Origin of the sequence: Mycobacterium sp. (assembly GCF_052145595.1) — a bacterium.
Lineage (GTDB): Bacteria > Actinomycetota > Actinomycetes > Mycobacteriales > Mycobacteriaceae > Mycobacterium.
The window spans coordinates 1-17,748 of sequence record NZ_JBKQOI010000277.1; the positions used below are offsets into that span (position 1 = coordinate 1).

16 protein-coding genes and 1 pseudogene are annotated in these 17,748 nt (G+C 66.6%); 9 read left to right on the plus strand and 8 right to left on the minus strand.

All coding sequences use genetic code 11. The features are described from left to right. Nucleotides 1–145 precede the first annotated feature (145 nt). Nucleotides 146–748 (minus strand): Ltp family lipoprotein, encoded by a 603-nt coding sequence (locus ACLP4W_RS23895; protein WP_442389872.1) that lies wholly within the window; start codon nt 746–748, stop codon nt 146–148. A 161-nt stretch (nt 749–909) separates the two neighbouring features. Next, complete coding sequence (locus ACLP4W_RS23900; RefSeq protein ID WP_442389873.1) at nt 910–1,311, minus strand: DUF2510 domain-containing protein; 402 nt, start codon at nt 1,309–1,311, stop codon at nt 910–912. A gap of 434 nt (nt 1,312–1,745) precedes the next feature. On the opposite strand from ACLP4W_RS23900, the gene ACLP4W_RS23905 reads away from it, so the two are divergent. After that, nucleotides 1,746–1,976: a hypothetical protein gene (locus tag ACLP4W_RS23905; RefSeq protein WP_442389874.1), complete on the plus strand. Its 231-nt coding sequence runs from the start codon at nt 1,746–1,748 to the stop codon at nt 1,974–1,976. 1,229 nt (nt 1,977–3,205) lie between these two features. Here the strand turns inward: ACLP4W_RS23905 and ACLP4W_RS23910 are convergent. Further along, nucleotides 3,206–3,454, minus strand: coding sequence for a hypothetical protein (locus ACLP4W_RS23910; RefSeq protein ID WP_442389875.1), 249 nt, complete (start codon nt 3,452–3,454; stop codon nt 3,206–3,208). A 339-nt stretch (nt 3,455–3,793) separates the two neighbouring features. Between ACLP4W_RS23910 and ACLP4W_RS23915 the strand changes: the two genes are divergently transcribed. Genes ACLP4W_RS23915 through ACLP4W_RS23935 form a run of 5 tightly spaced genes read left to right on the plus strand, consistent with a single transcriptional unit; the run spans nt 3,794 to nt 8,563 of the window. Beyond that, nucleotides 3,794–6,589: an ATP-binding protein gene (locus ACLP4W_RS23915; RefSeq protein ID WP_442389885.1), complete on the plus strand. Its 2,796-nt coding sequence runs from the start codon at nt 3,794–3,796 to the stop codon at nt 6,587–6,589. Further along, nucleotides 6,586–6,993 carry a serine protease inhibitor gene (locus tag ACLP4W_RS23920; protein ID WP_442389876.1) on the plus strand — a complete coding sequence of 136 codons (408 nt, stop codon included), beginning with the start codon at nt 6,586–6,588 and terminating at the stop codon, nt 6,991–6,993. The genes ACLP4W_RS23915 and ACLP4W_RS23920 overlap by 4 nt, the downstream gene beginning before the upstream one ends. A gap of 6 nt (nt 6,994–6,999) precedes the next feature. After that, a complete protein-coding gene (locus tag ACLP4W_RS23925; RefSeq protein ID WP_442389877.1) occupies nt 7,000–7,374 on the plus strand; it encodes a DUF742 domain-containing protein in 375 nt (124 codons plus the stop codon). Continuing rightward, nucleotides 7,355–7,942 carry a GTP-binding protein gene (locus ACLP4W_RS23930; protein ID WP_442389878.1) on the plus strand — a complete coding sequence of 196 codons (588 nt, stop codon included), beginning with the start codon at nt 7,355–7,357 and terminating at the stop codon, nt 7,940–7,942. Before ACLP4W_RS23925 ends, ACLP4W_RS23930 begins: the two co-directional genes overlap by 20 nt. 6 nt (nt 7,943–7,948) lie before the next feature. Next, on the plus strand, nt 7,949–8,563 hold the full coding sequence (locus tag ACLP4W_RS23935; protein ID WP_442389879.1) for a pentapeptide repeat-containing protein: 615 nt from the start codon (nt 7,949–7,951) through the stop codon (nt 8,561–8,563). On the opposite strand, the gene ACLP4W_RS23940 is transcribed toward ACLP4W_RS23935, so the two are convergent. From ACLP4W_RS23940 to ACLP4W_RS23955, 4 genes and pseudogenes are all read right to left on the minus strand, one after another. Beyond that, the gene (locus ACLP4W_RS23940; protein WP_442389886.1) at nt 8,521–10,518 is read right to left on the minus strand and encodes an ATP-binding cassette domain-containing protein; all 1,998 of its coding nucleotides are present in this window, start codon (nt 10,516–10,518) and stop codon (nt 8,521–8,523) included. The two genes, ACLP4W_RS23935 and ACLP4W_RS23940, sit on opposite strands and share 43 nt — an antisense overlap. A gap of 228 nt (nt 10,519–10,746) precedes the next feature. After that, a pseudogene (locus ACLP4W_RS23945) lies at nt 10,747–11,085 on the minus strand (FHA domain-containing protein); the annotation flags it as partial. Between the two features lie 43 nt (nt 11,086–11,128). Beyond that, complete coding sequence (locus ACLP4W_RS23950; protein ID WP_442389880.1) at nt 11,129–13,801, minus strand: FHA domain-containing protein; 2,673 nt, start codon at nt 13,799–13,801, stop codon at nt 11,129–11,131. A gap of 29 nt (nt 13,802–13,830) precedes the next feature. Further along, on the minus strand, nt 13,831–15,060 hold the full coding sequence (locus tag ACLP4W_RS23955; RefSeq protein ID WP_442389881.1) for an NADH:flavin oxidoreductase: 1,230 nt from the start codon (nt 15,058–15,060) through the stop codon (nt 13,831–13,833). 105 nt (nt 15,061–15,165) lie between these two features. Here ACLP4W_RS23955 and ACLP4W_RS23960 point away from each other — a divergent pair, with 105 nt between their 5' ends. Both ACLP4W_RS23960 and ACLP4W_RS23965 read left to right on the plus strand, forming a co-directional pair. Further along, nucleotides 15,166–16,011 (plus strand): bifunctional methylenetetrahydrofolate dehydrogenase/methenyltetrahydrofolate cyclohydrolase, encoded by an 846-nt coding sequence (locus tag ACLP4W_RS23960; RefSeq protein ID WP_442389882.1) that lies wholly within the window; start codon nt 15,166–15,168, stop codon nt 16,009–16,011. Next, nucleotides 16,008–16,313 (plus strand): DUF3017 domain-containing protein, encoded by a 306-nt coding sequence (locus ACLP4W_RS23965; protein ID WP_442389883.1) that lies wholly within the window; start codon nt 16,008–16,010, stop codon nt 16,311–16,313. Before ACLP4W_RS23960 ends, ACLP4W_RS23965 begins: the two co-directional genes overlap by 4 nt. Here ACLP4W_RS23965 and ACLP4W_RS23970 read toward each other — a convergent pair. Beyond that, a complete protein-coding gene (locus ACLP4W_RS23970) occupies nt 16,310–16,726 on the minus strand; it encodes a DUF732 domain-containing protein (protein WP_442389884.1) in 417 nt (138 codons plus the stop codon). The genes ACLP4W_RS23965 and ACLP4W_RS23970 overlap by 4 nt on opposite strands. A 294-nt stretch (nt 16,727–17,020) precedes the next feature. Here ACLP4W_RS23970 and ACLP4W_RS23975 point away from each other — a divergent pair. After that, nucleotides 17,021–17,748, plus strand: a 728-nt coding sequence (locus ACLP4W_RS23975; protein WP_442389887.1) for an FAD-binding oxidoreductase, incomplete at its 3' end; no start/stop codon positions are given.

Here is a 17,748-nt window from a genome sequence, read left to right on the forward strand (position 1 = left end):
TAAAGGGGGCGTACCGTCCGACCGACCCCTCCTAGTTCACTGTGAAGTAGGGGTAATCCCCTTGTTCACAGCCTCACCGGCAGAGCGTCTCCTACTATCACAAGCTGCTCAATCCTTGCTAGTCCCCTCGGCAGTAGATCTGAGTTCAGCCTCCGTAGGCCGCGTTGGCACCGTACTGAGCCTGACTCGGCGTGAAACCGTTGTATTCCAGTTGTTCGATTAGGCCCTGAAGGGAAAACGAGCTGGTGCTTAGGTAGCTTCTGGCCTTCTTGACCGCCTGCTCATTCCAGTCCACGCCGCCACTGGCCTCGATGTGCTCGACCGCGAACGTGGCGTCTGCTTGGCTGAACTTGTTGTATACCAGTTGCTCGATCAGCCCTTTCTTGGAGAATGCGCTGGTATTCAGGTAGCTCTCGGCCTTCGCGATTGCGTTGTCCTGGGCGGGTGTGAAGCCACTCTTAGTGGTCGTCGGGGCGACACCTGCAGTGCTGGCCATGGAACCGGTATTGGAAGACGTGGATGAGTTTTTGCCGCTGTTGCCGATGGAGCCGAGAACGATCAGCGCCAAAATTACCGCCCCTACTCCGAGGCCGATCTTCAGTCCTGAGGACATGCCTGTCTTCGAGGGTTGGCCAACGGCTTGTGCCGGTGGGCCAAATGGTGCGTAGTTTTCCGTCCACGCTCTGCCGTCGAAATAGCGTTGGCGGCTTGGATCAGATGGATCAGGAAACCAGCCCGGTGCAGTCATAAATGGACCCTCCCCTGCTCTCTTCGCGTGCATCGAAGCATGCCTTGCGGTCGGGACGGTAGCACCTGCCGGAGACATCCAACTACGGGCCGTCATGTCGGCCAGAGTGCTTTAGCGCCGGACCTCCCAGCACCGTCAAGTACCCCGGAACCCCCAAAGACCTACCTATTGGACATGTGCGTCAGCTCCTGGCGTTTGTGTGAAAGTTGATTCTCGATGTAAAAGGCGTTCGCGAGAGAAAGTGCCAAAAGCACAGCAGCGACGGCGCGAACCCAAGTGGGAGCGCCCAAGAAGAAGGCGGCCGCCGTGCCTGCTGCTACGACTCCGACACCGGTCCACACCGGACCTGAACCGGTTATGAGGCTGACCGATTGCATCGACATCACAAGGCCGATGACAACAAGCACGCAGACGCCAGTCGCAACTGCGGTTTTCTTGCCCTTACCGGAGTCATTTGGCACACGTACCGGTTCGCCCCATCTCGCGCCGTCCCAGTAGATCTGTTTCCCGGGATTCGACGGGTCGGGATACCAGCCCGGTTGCGGATTCGATGATGCGGTCATTTTTGCCCCCTTGGTGGATCAGACTGTCCGGCCCGAGCGTAGGACAAGTGGCCCCGGCGGCAGCAGCGAATCAGCGATTGTCGCCACGCCCAGGGGGGACCCCCTTCCCACCCCCTTGGCGACCGAACGGTAATGCGTCAGCCCGTGTGCCCAGGGCATATCCCCAGATTTTGACCGAGCAGTACAAAACAAACCCACAGGCCAGGCGGGGTGGTCGCCCACGGCGCCCAGCCCTGACCAGAACAAACACCAGAACGGATCAGCACATGGAACTAACACCGATCGATGGGGCCAAGCCCCGCATACCGAGGCCCCCGAATGGGCTACGGGCCGCAGGCAAGCGGCTCTGGCGGTCTCTGCAGACCGCGTATGACTTCGAGGACGCCCCGGAGAAGGTGGTCGTCCTAGAGAACTCCTGCCGTACGGCGGACGTCGTGGACCGTCTACAGAAGCTCGTGGACGAGGCCCAGGACCTCCGGGTGAGGGGCAGCCAAGGGCAGCCCGTCAGCATCCCGGAGATAGCCGAGCTGCGCCAGTATCGGGCGCTGCTCAACACCCTGATTAAGTCTCTGATGCTCCCCGACGAGGACGAGGCCAGCGGACCCCTCACCAAGAGCCAGATAGGCCGTATGGGAGCCCGAGCCCGCTGGGGTCATCGTGGGTAGGGTTCTCATACGGAAAGACAAGGCGCCCAAGGTGTTAGAACAGCAGGGTCAGACGCTCGCGGACATCTTCAGGGAACGGCTCGCTCGGATCGAACCCGAGCACCAGCGGCCAGCAGGGTCCTCGCGTGGCTAGGCCACGGCGCCGTTCCCAGGCCCTCGGGGACCAGAGCCCGGAGGCTCTGGCTAAACGGCTCCCCGAGTCAGTCAGGAGCTTCGCTCCCTCCTCGGACCCAGACGACCTCCGGGAACATCTCCGAGTGGTCTCGGCGATGGTCGGACAGGACCGAGCCCTCCCCGTGATGAACGCAGCAGGGCTATCGGTAGCGGAGTGGTATCGGCAGGCTCTGGAGCTGTCCGCCAGGGGGCCGAGTCTGCGGGTCGTCAAGTGAGGCAACAGGATCGGCAGTCCCGCCCGTACAACCACACCAGGCAGGTCCTGAAACTCCCTCTCCGTGGATCCGAGGGGCCTGTTTTTGTGGTCGACGTGATACGGGTTCCCCGTGACCCCAGGAAACGGCCCAGGCCCCAGAAGCGGATCATCCGCATGAGGCAGCACCACATATCGGACCCAGTCCCGCCAAGACAGAGACCCCCCGCCTAAGCGGGGGGCCTTAGCCATAATCGCCTTATGGCATGGGAGTGGGTCGCCCCCGTTGCAACCGGGGCTGTCGGGGTAGCCGGCATCTTGGGTACATGGTTCACCGGGAAGCAAAGCCGGGACCAGGCTCTGGAGACCCTCCGAGAACAGTTGGGCCACGACCGATTACAAGCACGGGAAGCCAGGGAACAGGAGCGGCTGGAGAGCGCCTACCTGGAGCTTCTCAAGATGGCCGAGCGGGTGGGGGTGTGGGCGCAGATGATCTATCCGGTGATGCAGTCAGGCGAGCCTCCCGAAACTCCGTTGCCGTCCCTCGAAGTGCAAGCAGATGCCGCAGCACTCATGGCATCGTTCGGCACCGATGAGGTCCGGGAGAAGTTGGAAGCTTGGCAGTCCGTGGTGAAGCAGATGATCACAGCCGCAGAGCAAGTCGTGTGGGAAGAGGCTGACCCCTCGGGTCGGCGTCTCTCCGAGATTAGTCCGAGGGTGACCATCCACCAGTTGCGGCCTGAGGAAAAGAGAACGCGGGACGCGCTTGGCGCCCAGGTTAGAGCCGAGCTTCGCTTCCGATACCGCAGCTCCGCGAAGGCATCCGGACTCACCGGGTCGTACTCGTACGCGCCTGACGAACTTACCGAACAAGAGGGAAGCGCAGCTCTAGAACGTGCTCCTCACCCTCCGGATGATCGGCAGCCAGAACCGACTCCAGGAACCCCAGAGCGATCAACTCCTCCACCGAGTCAGTGACGGCATCGGGGTCGATGCCCTCGACCTCGGCGTCCCCGTTGGCCAGTGCCGTCGCCACCACAAGATCGGTGTCTACGGTCTCCGGGTGGGCGTCAATGGCCATCAGCCATTCCGCTGTGTTGACTACGGGCACGGGGGTGATCCTCTCATCGTATGTTCTGGAAATCCTGATATTCGAGGTGTAGAACAACAGCCGGAACATCTGCCGATCATGGCAAACACAGTGTGCGTCGCGTTTGCCAGACTTGCGCACCGGCGTGCGCCACAGGCTTGGAGGGCTCTGCCTACTCAGTAAGAATTGTGGAGACCTGGGCCGCGGGCTGTCATACTCGTCGGATTGCCAGGCGTTTATCGCTCGCGCCCATCTGCGCGGGGCCGTTGCGAATAAAGCAGGAAGTTTCATGAGACACTCGTTTCACCGAGCGCTGACCATCAGCGCGGCGGCCGGTCGCGCGGCCGCGAGCACGTGACCATCTTCACCCGCCCGGCCAACCCGGTTGAGGCGGCTGCTCCCGAGTTCCCGGATGTCCCCGCCGCCGAGCCGCGACTGGCAAGACGCCCGCCGACCTGGTCGCTGAGCAACTGGCCGGTCCGCTACAAGGTCTTGGCGATTGTGCTGGTACCACTGATTTTGGCCACGATTTTCGGTGGATTACGTGTCAAGGGCGCGATGGCCAACTCCAGCGGACTCGAGCTGGCCGCCGCCCGCGCCGACGTCCTTCCGGCGATCACCAAATACATGTCGGCATTGGATGTCGCATTGCTGGCGAGCTCCACCGGACGCGATGTCGAGGGGGCGAAGAAAAACTACGAGGCGCGCAGGTACGAGCTGCAGACGCGGCTGTCGGACACCGACGTCACCCCCGACGTTCGATCGGGAGTGAGCACCCTGCTGAACGGTGGTCAGGGACTGCTGGACAAGGTCGCGGACGACAGCATCGGTTTGCGGGACCGGGTGACCACCTACGCTCCGATCCTGCTGACGGCCGAGGACGTCATCAACGCATCGGTGCGCGGCGATAATGAGCGGATCCGCGCCGAGGCTCAGGGCTTGAGCCGAGCGGTCGGCGCCCGCGGGCAGATGACGATGCAGGAAATCCTGGTGACCCGGGGTGCCGACCTTCCCGAACCGCAACTGCGGACCTCGATGATCACCCTGGCGGGCACCGAACCGTCGACGTTGTTCGGGATGAGCGAAGTGCTCGGCGCCGGGTCGCCCGAAGCCAAGACCCTGCAGCAGCAAATGGTGACCCGGATGGCGATCATGTCCGATCCGACCAGTGTGCTCGTCGACAATCCCGATCTGCTGGGCTCGATACAGACCACGGACGTGATCGCCGAACAGGTAGTCAACGACGCCACGGCGTCGGTGACGAAGTCGGTGCATGCCGAGGCCAACGATCGGCGCAATGCCGCGATCGTCGACACCGTCCTGGTGCTGGCGGCCATTGTGATCGCGCTGGTCATCGTCTTGCTGGTGGCGCGCGCCCTCGTGCGGCCGCTGCGGCTGCTGCGCGACGGCGCGCTCAAAGTCGCCCATACCGACCTCGAGGAGGAGGTGGCCCGGGTCAAAGCCGGTGGCGCCGAACCGATCCCGCAGCCGCTGCCGGTGTACACCACCGAGGAAATCGGCCAGGTCGCCCATGCGGTCGACGAGCTGCACGCGCAGGCCCTGCTGCTGGCCGGCGATGAGGCACGGCTGCGATTGCTGGTCAACGACATGTTCGAGACCATGTCGCGGCGCAGCCGTTCGTTGGTCGACCAGCAGCTGGCGCTCATCGACCGGCTGGAGCGCAACGAGCAGGATCCCGAACGCCTCGACAACCTGTTCCGGCTGGATCACCTGGCGGCCCGGCTGCGCCGCAACAGCGCCAACCTGCTGGTACTGGCGGGCGCGCAGCTCGCGCGGGACCAGCGCGAGCCGGTGCCGCTGTCGACGGTGATCAACGCCGCTGTGTCCGAGGTCGAGGATTACCGCCGGGTCGAGATCCTCGGGCTGCCCGATTGCACGCTGATCGGCGCGGCGGCGGGCGGTGCTATTCACCTGTTCGCCGAACTGATCGACAACGCCCTGCGCTACTCGCCGCCGACGACGCGCGTCCGGGTAACGGCGGCGCGTGGCGGCGACGGAGGGGTCTTGCTGCGCATCTCCGACCTGGGGCTGGGCATGAACGACACCGATCGGCGCATGGCCAACATGCGGCTTCAGGCCGGCGGCGAGGTGACCCCCGATAATGCGCGCCACATGGGTCTCTTCGTGGTCGGCCGGATCGCCGCGCGGCACGGCATCCGGGTCGGACTGCGCGGCCCGGCGGCCGACGAAGCGGGCTCCGGGACGACCGCCGAGATATACCTGCCGCCGGACGTGATCGAGGGCTCGGCCATGATTCGGGTGGCAGACCCGTCGGGCGGCCGGGGACGGGCGGTGTCGTCGCCCAGTGCCAAACTCGCCAGCGCGCTCGCCGCGCCGGACGCTGCCGTGCGCGCATCGGCGAACCAGAACGGTGCGCAAAACCCCGGGCCGTCGGTGACGTTGCTGCCGCGCCGCGATCCGGGTTCCAGCGGCATCACCGAAGTTCCGGCCGCGCCCGTCGAGCGGCCGCACCGGCGTGAGCTCGCCACTCCCTGGTGGGAGGGCGGGCAACCGCCCGAACCCGCGCCAGAGCCGCAACAACCGCCGGCCCAAACCCCGGCCGCAGCGGTATCGGACACGTCGGCGTTCTTCGCCGCGCGGTCGCAAGGCGGTCGGACCCAAACCCCGGCGGACGAGCCCGCGAGCCAACCCGCCGGCGCATCAATCGCATCGATTCCGGCCATCCCGCCCGACCCGACCGCTCCGGACGATGACGACGTGATCTACCGGCGGATGCTGTCGGAGATGCTGGGCGATCCGCACGACCTGGTCAACAGCCCCGACCTGGATTGGCAGTCGGTGTGGGACCGTGGCTGGTCGCTGGCCGCCGCGGCCGAGGACACGCCCGTCGAGTCGCACACCGCCGAGCACGGGCTGCCGGTCCGCACGCCCGGCGCCCGGCTGGTGCCCGGCGCGGCCAACGGGACAAGCCTTGCCGAGCAGGATCAGCCCGACGAGCACGAAGGAACCCTGGTCGGATTCAAGGGCGGATTCCATTCCGACCGGCAGCCGCAGCACGCGGCCGCGGTGCGCGACCCCGAGGCGGTTCGCGCCTCCTTCAGCAGCCACTTCGGTGGCGTGCGCACCGGGCGGTCGCATGCCCGCGACACGAGTGAAGGATCTGATCAGCAATGACGTCACCTGGCAAATCGCTGGACTGGCTGGTGACGAAGTTCGCCCGCGAGGTCCCCGGGGTCGCGCATGCGCTGCTGGTATCCGTCGACGGGCTGCCCGTGGCCGCCAGCGAGCATCTCCCGCGCGAACGAGCCGATCAGTTGGCGGCCGTCGCCTCCGGGCTGGCCAGCCTCGCTACCGGCGCGGCGCAGCTGTTCGAGGGTGGCCAGGTGCTGCAGTCGGTGGTCGAGATGCAAAACGGGTACCTGCTGTTGATGCGGGTCGGCGATGGCTCGCAGCTGGCCACGCTGGCCGCGACGTCGTGCGATATCGGTCAGATCGGCTACGAGATGGCCATCCTCGTCGAACGGGTGGGCGGCGTGGTGCAGTCCACCCGCCGGCCCGCCGCGCACCAGCGCTCGTGAGCCGCGATGGAAAAACCCGAGCCCTGGCCGCCCTCGCGTGAGGGGAACCTGGTCCGCCCGTACACCCTGACGTCCGGGCGGACCGACACCGGCGTCGACCTTCCCCTGGAAGCGCCGATACAGACGTTGCAGGCGGCCCTGGCTCACCGGTGGCCACCCAACGACGCGAGAGGCAAGATCATCCAACTGTGCGTGAGCAGCCCATCTGTCGCGGAAATCTCGGCCCGGCTGGATTTACCGGTTGGTGTCGCGCGCGTCCTAGTCGGCGATCTGGTGCTGTCCGGCTACCTTCGGGTGCATAGGACGTTGACGGAGCGTTCCACGCGCGACGAGCGCCACGAACTTATCGGAAGGACCCTGCGTGGCCTTAAGGCACTCTGAGGCGCACCGTGACGGCGGAGCCCACGCTTCGACGAAGATCGTCATCGCGGGCGGGTTCGGCGTCGGCAAGACCACATTCGTCGGGGCGGTCTCGGAAATCATGCCGCTGCGCACCGAGGCGATGCTGACCGACGCGTCGACCGGCGTCGACATGCTCGAGGCCACCCCGGACAAGCGGACCACCACGGTCGCGATGGACTTCGGCCGGATCACGCTGGACGAGGAGTTGGTGCTCTACCTGTTCGGTACTCCGGGTCAGCGCCGGTTCTGGTTCATGTGGGACGACCTGGTACGCGGCGCCATCGGCGCGATCGTCCTGGTCGACTGCCGGCGCCTGCAGGACAGCTTTGCCGCGGTCGACTTCTTCGAGCATCGCAACCTGCCGTTTCTCATCGCGGTGAACGAGTTCGACGGTGCGCCACGCTATCCCGTGCACGAGGTGCGCGAAGCGTTGACCCTGCCTGCGCACATTCCGGTGATCACGGTCGACGCCAGGGATCGCAGATCGGCGACCGACGCGCTGATCGCCGTCAGCGAATACGCACTGGAAACCCTGGCCGCGAGCTGATCCGCTTTGGAGTGGGTCGATTGTGAGTTTTCCGGCAGGGATTTTCGCGACGAAGACCTGAGCCGGCTGCGCACCGAACGGGTCGTGTTCAACGAATGCAATTTCAGCGGCGTCAACCTGGCCGAGTCCCAACACCGCGGATCTGCGTTTCGCAACTGCGCCTTTGAGCGAACGTTGCTGTGGCACAGCACCTTTGCGCAGTGCAGCCTGCTGGGCTCGGTCTTTGTGCAATGCCGAATGCGGCCGATGACGTTCGACGAGGTGGATTTCACGCTGGCGGTGCTCGGCGGAAACGACCTTCGGGGCGTCGATCTGGGTGGCTGCCGGTTGAGGGAGACCAGCCTGGTGGAGACCGACCTGCGCAAGGTCGTGTTGCGCGGCGCCGACCTCAGTGGCGCACGGACCACCGGCACCCGGCTGGATGACGCCGATCTGCGCGGCGCGACCGTGGACCCGTCATTGTGGACGACCGCCGCGCTGTCCGGTGCCCGCGTCGACGTGGGCCAGGCCGTGGCCTTCGCGCTGGCTCACGGGCTTTGCTTAGATGGGGGCCCGGACGCCGAGCCGAACGAGCCGGGTCAGCGTTTGAGCCGGAGGCGCCACCGCACGATCGCGGAATAGATCACCGACAGCGCGGCAAGCATCCCCATGTCGAGCAGCCACGCGCCGCGGCTGTGCGACCAGTGGCTGTCCTTGGGGATGAACGAACCGGGCACCAGCGCCCGCAGGTTGACCGTGGACGCCGACGCCGCGTAGCCCCAGCGCGAGGGCATCACCCAGGACAGTTGGTCGAGGAAGATGCGGTCGGTCACCGGGACCAAGCCGCCGGCGAGCACCAGCTGCAGCATGAGCGACACCACCAGCAGCGGCATGATCTGCTCGTTGGACCGCGCGATCGACGACAAGACCAGCCCAAGGATCGCCGAGGCCACGCACGTCGCGGCGACGGTGACGAACAGCTCGAGGCTGGCTGCGAATTTAGAGGGACCGAGCAGCACCGCCGACTGAGTGGGTGCGCCCTTGCCCACCAGCACGATGCCTGTGGCGACCGCCGCCTGGACTGTCGCGAAAACGCAGAACACCGTCAGCTTGGCGCCCAGGTACGCCCCCGTCGCCAGGCCCACCGCCTGTTCGCGGCGGAAGATGGCGCGCTCGCCGATGAGGTCGCGAACCGTCAACGCGGTCCCCATGAAGACGGCGGCGATGGACATCAGGGTCAAGATCTGCGCGGCCTCGTCGGGCGTCCCGCTGGTCGGCTCGGCAACGCCGAACCCGATGTTGCCGGGAACGGTGAGCGACAGCGCTCCCAGGATGAAGGGCAACAGCGCCAGGAATGCGAAGTAGGCGCGGTCCGAGACGACCAACCGGACCTGGCGCCGGGCGATGGTAGAGAACTGGTGGCGCATGCTGACGTGTGCCGGGGCGCTGAGATCGGCCGGCGCCGCCTGAGTGGGTGGCGGGGGTTTGTTCCGGGCCAGAAAGCGGCGGTTGGCCTCGTCGGGATCGGCGCCCACCTTGGCGAAAATCTGGGCCCAGTTGGTGGTCCCCATGGTGTCGCCGATCTGGCCGGGTGCTCCCAAAAAGGCCGTCTTCCCGCCGGGTGCCATCAGCAGCACCTGGTCGCAGACGTCGAGGTAGGTCAGCGAGTGGGTGACCACCAGCACTACCCGGCCCGCGTCGGCCAGTTGCCGCAGCATCGTCATGACCTGCAGGTCCAGCGCCGGGTCCAGGCCGGAGGTCGGTTCGTCGAGGATCAGCAGCGACGGCCCGGTCAGCAGCTCGAGCGCCACCGACGCGCGTTTGCGCTGGCCGCCGGAAAGCTTGTCGACCCGGGTGTCCGCGTGCTGGGTCAGCCCCAGTTCATCGAGCACCTGGGCGACGACCTGTTCCCGGTCGGCTTTGCTGGTGTCGGGAGGCAGCCGGAGTTCGGCCGCGTAGCCGAGCGCCTGGTTGACGGTCAGCTGGCGATGCACGACGTCATCCTGGGGGACCATCCCGATCCTGGTGCGCAGCGACGCGTACTGGGTGTGGATGTTGTGGCCCTCGAAGGTGACCGAGCCCGAGGTGGGGGTGGCGTATCCGGCGATCAGGCGCGACAGCGTGGTCTTGCCGGCGCCGGACCCGCCGATGATGGCGGTGAGCGTGCCGGGCCTGGCGGTCATCGAGACCCTCTCCAGCAGGTTCTTCCCGTTGACGCTGAAGTCGACCTCGCGCACCTCCAGGCCGCCGGTGCGCGTCGCCACTTCCTGGCCGCGAACCAGAGTGCCGCCGGTGAACACCAGGTCGACGTTGCCGATGGTGACGACGTCGCCCTCGGAAAGCACCGCGGATCCGACCCTGATGCCGTTGACGAAGGTCCCGTTGATGCTGTGCGCGTCGCGGATCTCGGTGCCGATCGCCGTCGGAGTCAAGAACGCGTGATGCCGCGACGCCAACACATCGTGGATGACGATGTCGTTGTCGAGCGAGCGACCGATCCAGGCGGTGCCGGTGGCCGGCGGCTGGAGATCGGATTCGGGACCCAGGGCTTTGACCCTGGTGGTCGGGAACTGCGCCACCTCGCCGCTCGGGCCCATCTCGGTGGGCGGATTGAGCTCCGATGGAGGCTCCGTCGGGACGGCGGTGGTGCGCTGCGGGTCGCTGGGCCGAGATACCCGCGGCGGGACCTGGGCGGGTGGCGGAGGTTGCCGGGGTGGGGCGGGCTGCGGTCGCGACAGCCGGTTTCGGAAGCTGCCCGTCGAAGAGCCCGGCGGGCCGCCGGGCGGCGGGCCGCTCGGCGGCGGCACTATTGTCGGGATTGTCTCCGTCCCCGGCAGCAGACCGACAATGCCCTGGTGATGCCCGACTTCGAAGGTGATCCGCGGTCCGTCGGGCTTGCCGATGTTGAGGGTCTGGCCGTCCTGGATGTCGACCGTCGGCACCCGCTGGCCGTTGAGAAAGACCCCGTTCAGCGAATTGTTGTCGACCGCGATCCACCTGCCGCGATCGAACCGCAGCAGCAGGTGCGCCCTGGCGATCAGCGGGTGCGCCACGCGCAGGTCGGCGCGTAGGTCACTGCCGACGACCACGTCGCGGCCCGCCGCGAAGCTACCTTGCGATCGGTCAGACCGGACCGTCAGCACGGGCTGCGCGGGCTGATTCATAAGTCCTTCAGTCGATTCCTTACACGAATTGCCGCGGCTGAAGTCAGTGCCGCTTGAGCCGGAGCCTCCACCACACGATGGCGCTGTAGACCAGGCACAACAACGCCAGCATCCCCATGTCGAACAGCCACGCGCTCGCCTTGTGGTCGAAGTGCTGGTCCTTCGGGTCGGTCGGGCCCACCACCAGGCGGTGGGTGTCGATCGTCGACGCCGAAGCCGCGTAGCCCCACCGGGCCGGCGTGCCCCACGACAACTGGTCGAGCACCGGCCGGTTGGTTACCCAGATCAACCCGCCGCAAAAAACCAGCTGCGACATGATGGCGACCACCAGCAGCGGCATGATCTGGTCCTGAGAGCGCGCGATCGCCGACAGGGCCATTCCGAGCATTGCCGATGCCACGCAACACGCGGCGACGTCGACGAACAGTTCGAAGCTGACATTGCCCAGGACCACGGCGTTGGCGATCGGCTGGCCCCAGCCGATTACCGAGATCCCGGTTGCGATCGCCGCCTGCCCGATCGCGAACGCGCTGAAGACCGCGATCTTGGCGGCCAGGTAGGCCGCGGTGGACAGCCCGACGGCCTGCTCGCGCCGGAAGATGGGACGCTCGCCGACGAGGTCGCGAATGGTCAGCGCCGTACCCATGAATACGGCGCCGACGGTGAGCATGACCAGAATCTGGTCGGGCTGGTTGGGTGAGTTGCTCGTCGGGTCCCCGATGCCGTATCCGGTCTTGCCGCGCACGGTGAGGGTAAGGACGCCGATGAGGAACGGCAGCAGCGCCAGGAACACCGTGTAGCCCCGGTCGGAGACCACCAGCCGTATCTGGCGGCGCGCGACCGTGGAGAACTGTCGGAATATGTCGGTGTGCACCGGTTCGCCCAAGTCGCCCGGGCTGGAGTCGGACGGGGCGGGCGGCGGCTGCCGGTTTTCGGCGAGGAAGCGGCGATTGGCCTCGTCTGGGTCGGCGCCCACCTTGGCGAAGATGTCGGCCCAGTTGGTGGTTCCCATCGCCGCACCGATCTGGCTGGGTGGGCCGAGAAACGCAGTTTTGCCGCCCGGCGCAACCAACAGGAGCTGATCGCAGACGTCGAGGTAGGACACCGAGTGCGTGACGACCAGCACCACACGGCCGGCGTCGGCCAGCTGGCGCAGCATCATCATCACCTGACGGTCCAGCGCCGGATCCAGGCCGGTGGTGGGCTCGTCGAGGATCAGCAGTGAGGGTCCGGTGAGCAGTTCCAGGGCTACCGAGGCACGTTTGCGCTGTCCGCCGGACAGCTTGTCGACCCGGGTGTCGGCGTGTTTGGTCAGCTCGAGTTCCTCGAGTACCTGAGCGACGACCTCTTCGCGGTCGGTCTTGCTCGTGTCGGGCGGCAACCGCAATTCGGCCGCGTAACCCAGTGCCTGGTTGACCGTCAGCTGGCGGTGCACGACGTCGTCCTGGGGGACCATCCCGATCCTGCTGCGCAACGACGCGTACTCGGTATGGATGTTATGGCCCTCGAACGTCACCGAGCCGGAGCTCGGGCTGGTATACCCGGCGATCAGTCGCGACAGCGTGGTCTTGCCTGCGCCGGACCCACCGATGATCGCGGTCAGCGTCCCCGGACGGGCCGTCAGCGAGATGTGGTCGAGCAGTTGCTTTCCGTGGTCGACGGTGAAGCAGACGGAGTTCACCTCCAGGCCGCCGGTGCGCGTCGCCGCTTCCGTGCGGCGGACCAGCGTGTCGCGGGTGAAGACCAGGTCGACGTTGCCAATCGTGACCACGTCGCCCTCGGTCAGCACCGCGGAACCGACCCGGACACCGTTGACGAAGGTCCCGTTGACGCTGTGCGCGTCGCGGATCTCGGTGCCCAGCGGTGTCTCGGTCAAAAACGCGTGATGGCGTGACGCCAGGACGTCCTGGATGACGATGTCGTTGTCGGTGGAACGGCCGATCGTGACCGCGCTGGCCGGCTTCTGCATCGCCCCGGAGCGAGAAGGCCACAACGCCTGGAACATCTTCGTCGCCAGGTTCCCCACCTCTGGCGGCTTGGCGGCGCCGGGCGACATCTGCGTTTGCGGTGCCACCTGCGCGGACCCGACGGCACCCACGCCGGACATCTGCGGGTGGGGCTGGAAATTGGGTGGCGGCGCGCTGGCCGGATACGCGGGCGGGCGTCCGGCAGAGAGCGGGTACCCGGGTTGCCCCGGCGGGCCCGGCGGCTGGGGTGGGCCGGAAGGTGGTCGGCGCACCTGTGGCGAGGCCCAGTTCGGCTGGCGCCCCGGAGGCCCGGGCGGGGCGGCGACCGGAGGACCTGGTTGACCCGATGCCTGCGCGGCCGGCCACGCACCTCCGGCCGGCGGAGCCATCACGGGGATGTCCATCGACTCGGTCCGAGGTGGGCGCCCGGCCATCCCTTGGTGGCGCCCGACCTCGAACGTCAGCTGTGGTCCGTCGGGGTTTCCGATGTTGACGCTTTGCCCGTCGTGGATGTCGACCACCGGCACCCGCCGACCGTTGACGAAAGTCCCGTTGAGCGAACCGTTGTCGATCGCCAGCCACCTGCCCTGGTCGAAGCGCAGCAACAGATGGGCGCGCGAAATCAGCGGGTGCGTGATGCGCATGTCGGCCCGGAGATCGCGCCCGACCACCACGTCATGGCCCGCCGCGAAGGTGCGCTCCGACCCGTCATGACGAACGGTTAACGCTGGCGGGGCTGGTGCGCGCATTGCCACAACTGTAGCTGGTAGGACCGCCGTTACCTGGGAACGTCGGGGGCCCCGGTCACGACGCACCGGGTGCGGCTGTAGATCGTGGGCATGCACCGATTGCAGTGTGTGCACGCCGAATGCACGCTGTGCCGGGCGCCGTCGGCAGCGATCCGATTGATCAAATCCGGCTCCGCCAGCAGCGCCCGGGCCATCGCGACGAACTGGAATCCCTCCGTCATCGCCAGGTCCATCGTTTCCCGCTTGGTGATACCGCCGAGCAGAATCAGCGGCATCGTCAGCTCGGTGCGGAACAGCTTGGCGTCGCGCAGAAGATAGGCCTCGCGGTAGGGGTACTCGCGCAGGAATTTCGTGCCCGTCATGCGCATGCCCCAGCTCAGCGGCGGCTTGAAAGCACCGGCGAACTCCTTGAGCGGCGCCTCGCCGCGGAACAGATACATCGGGTTGACCAGTGAGCTGCCCGCGGTGAGTTCGATGGCGTCCAGCCCGCCGTCGTCCTGCAGCCATTTGGCGGTGGTCAGCGATTCTTCGGTGGTGATGCCGCCGCGAACCCCGTCGGCCATGTTCAGCTTGGCGGTTACCGCGATCTGCGCCCCCTCGTTATCCACCGCGCGGCGAACGGCCATCACCAGGCCGCGGGCCATCTTGGCCCGGTTCTCAAGCGATCCGCCGAACTCGTCGTTACGACGGTTGATCAGCGGCGACAGAAACGAACTCGCCAAATAGTTATGCCCCAAATGGATTTCGACGGCGTCGAAGCCGGCTTCGATGGCCAGCCGGGCGGCGTTGACGTGCGCGTCGATGACGTCGTTGATGTCGTCGCGGGTTGCCCTCTTGGCGAACCGCATTCCGATCGGGTTGAAGAACCGCACCGGCGCCAGGGCGGTGGCCTTGTTGGACTTGGCATTGGCCACCGGACCGGCGTGGCCGATCTGCGCGCTCACCGCCGCGCCCTCGGCGTGGATCGCGTCGGTGAGCCGGCGCAGCCCCGGCACCGCCTCCGGGCGCATCCAGAGTCCGTTGCCCTCGGTGCGTCCGCCGGGGGAGACGGCGCAATAGGCCACGGTTGTCATGCCGACCCCGCCGGCGGCCGGCTGCCGGTGGTACTCGATCAGGTCGTCCGTCACCAGCGCGTCGGGCGTGCGCGCCTCGAACGTCGCGGCCTTGATAATGCGGTTACGCAGCGTTATCGGACCGAGCCTTGCCGGGCTGAACACGTCGGGGACGGGCTCTGTCTGAGGGTGCAGGTCAGCGGCCATGCCAGGAGCCTATCGGCGATCGCAAGCGCGGCTGCTTAGTGTCCCTGCCGGGCGCTGCGGGTCGCCGACCATCGGCACCGCCTTCGACATGCCAGACTGTCAGGCGTGGGCGCAATCACGCTGGACGGCAAGGCCACCCGCGACGAGATATTCGTCGACCTGAAGCAACGGGTCGCCGCACTGACCGCATCGGGTCGCACACCCGGACTGGGCACCATCCTGGTCGGTGACGATCCCGGGTCGCAGGCCTACGTGCGTGGTAAGCACGCGGACTGCGCCAAGGTCGGCATCACGTCGATCCGCCGCGATCTGCCCGCCGACATCAGCACTGCTGAGCTCGACGAGACCATCGACGAATTGAACGGCAACCCCGAATGCACCGGTTACATCGTGCAGTTGCCGCTACCCAAGCACCTGAACGAGAACGCGGCGCTGGAGCGCGTCGACCCGGCCAAGGACGCCGACGGGCTACACCCGACCAACCTGGGCCGGCTGGTGCTGTCCACCCCGGCGCCGCTGCCGTGTACCGCGCGCGGCATCGTGCACCTGCTGCGGCGCTACGACGTCGAGATCGCCGGGGCGCACGTGGTCATCATCGGTCGTGGAGTGACGGTCGGCCGTCCGCTGGGGCTGCTGCTGACCCGCCGTTCCGAGAACGCCACGGTGACGTTGTGCCACACCGGGACTCGCGGCTTGCCCGCGCTGACCAGACAGGCCGACATCGTCGTGGCCGCCGTCGGCGTCCCGCACCTGCTGACCGCCGACATGGTGCGTCCCGGCGCCGCGGTCGTCGATGTGGGCGTCAGCCGCACCGAGAACGGGCTCGTCGGCGATGTCCATCCGGATGTGTGGGAAGTGGCCGGCCACGTTTCGCCCAATCCCGGTGGCGTCGGCCCACTTACCCGGGCGTTCCTACTGACCAACGTCGTCGAGCTGGCCGAGCGGCAATGACCACGCGAGCCAATCGGCAAGGATTTGCCGGGACCGTGCTGCGAGCCCAGTGGCCGATCTTGCTGATCGGCCTGATCTTCGCTACGGCTTTCGTGTTGGCGGGGGCCAACTTCTGGCGTCGCGGTTCGCTGCTGATCGGCATCGGAGTCGGCGTGGCGGCGATACTGCGGTTGCTGTTGTCCGACGAGCGCGCCGGCCTTTTGGTCGTCCGCAGCAAGGGCATCGACTTTGTCACCACCGCGACGGTCGCGGCGGCGATGGTCTATATCGCGTCGACCATCGACCCGCTGGGTACCCGCTAGAGCCCTGGCACGCCGGGGATCTGGGGCAGGCCATGCAGGTTGCCGCTGGTTATGTTCGCCATCTCCTCCGGGCAGTACATCTGAATCGCAATGGTGGCGAACATCTTGGCCATCTGCGGTGACATACCCCGGTGGGACACGCCCGCCACGGCAGCCGCGAAGTTCCCGCCCGGCTGGGCGAGCATCGGGCAGATCGACTGGCCCACGGCCATCGCGTTTCCTGGTTCGCCGAATTCGATGCCGGCGTGGTTCAGCGCGTCGATGAAGTTGTCGTCGGCCGGGTCTGCCTCGGCCGGCGCCGCGAACGCCGCCGCTGCGGTGATGACGCCGGCGGCCGTGGCCAGCAGGCGAATGGTGAGGGGCTGGTGACGAAACAGCCAGATCCAATGCTGAGCTTTCGCCAGTGCCTTCATGCCAGCCTCCCCATCTGTCTCTGAGTGCACTCGGGACACTCAAATCACAGTAGGAACTCTGGTCTATAACTGTCACATTTACAACACGGTGAGATAAAGGTTTGCGCAATAAGTGTTTCGTAAGGGCCGTACGCCGCGGACGTCGGTTAGTGGACGACGATCGACGCACGCTGGTTCGGACGGATCGAAGCCACACTGTGATCTGACACGTGCCGAGAGGCCGGATTTTCGGGTGCCAAATGTTTAAGAATCCGGCCCATGACGACGAATCGCAGCCGTCCGTCCGACCTTTCCATGGAGAAGGGCATCTCGCGCCAGACGTTTCTTCGCGGCACCGTCGGAATGTTGGCGACCTCAGCGGTGTTCGGCACGGCGCGGGCAGCCGCGGACCCCGCTGCCGGCTGGGGCGGGTTGGCCTCCTCCATCGGCGGCAGCGTGTTGTTGCCGGCCAACGGCGCTCAATTCGCAACGGGCAAACAAGTTTTCAATTCGTTTTACAACAACTCCAATCCGGCAGCGGTGGTCGCGGTGTCATCGCAATCCGATGTGCAAAAGGCGGTCTCGTTCGCCGCGGCGAACGGGCTCAAGATCGCCCCGCGTAGCGGTGGCCATTCGTATGTCGGCGCGTCCAGCGCCACCGGCACGATGGTGCTCGACCTGCGCGGGCTTCCCGGCGGGGCGAACGTCGACGGCGGCGGCAACGTCGCGGTCACACCTGCGACCAATCTTTATGCGGTGCACCAAGCATTGGCCGGCGCCGGCCGAGCGATTGCCACCGGCACCGGCCCGACCGTGGGCATCGCGGGACTGACGCTTGGCGGCGGGATGGGACCCGATGCCCGGCATGCGGGCCTGACCTGCGACTCGCTGCAGTCGGCCACGGTGGTGCTCCCCGGCGGTGACGTGGTCACCGCATCCGCCAATGACCATCCGGATCTGTTCTGGGCGCTCCGCGGTGGCGGCGGGGGCAATTTCGGGGTGACGACTTCGATGACCTTCGCGACCTTTGCCACCGGCGATAC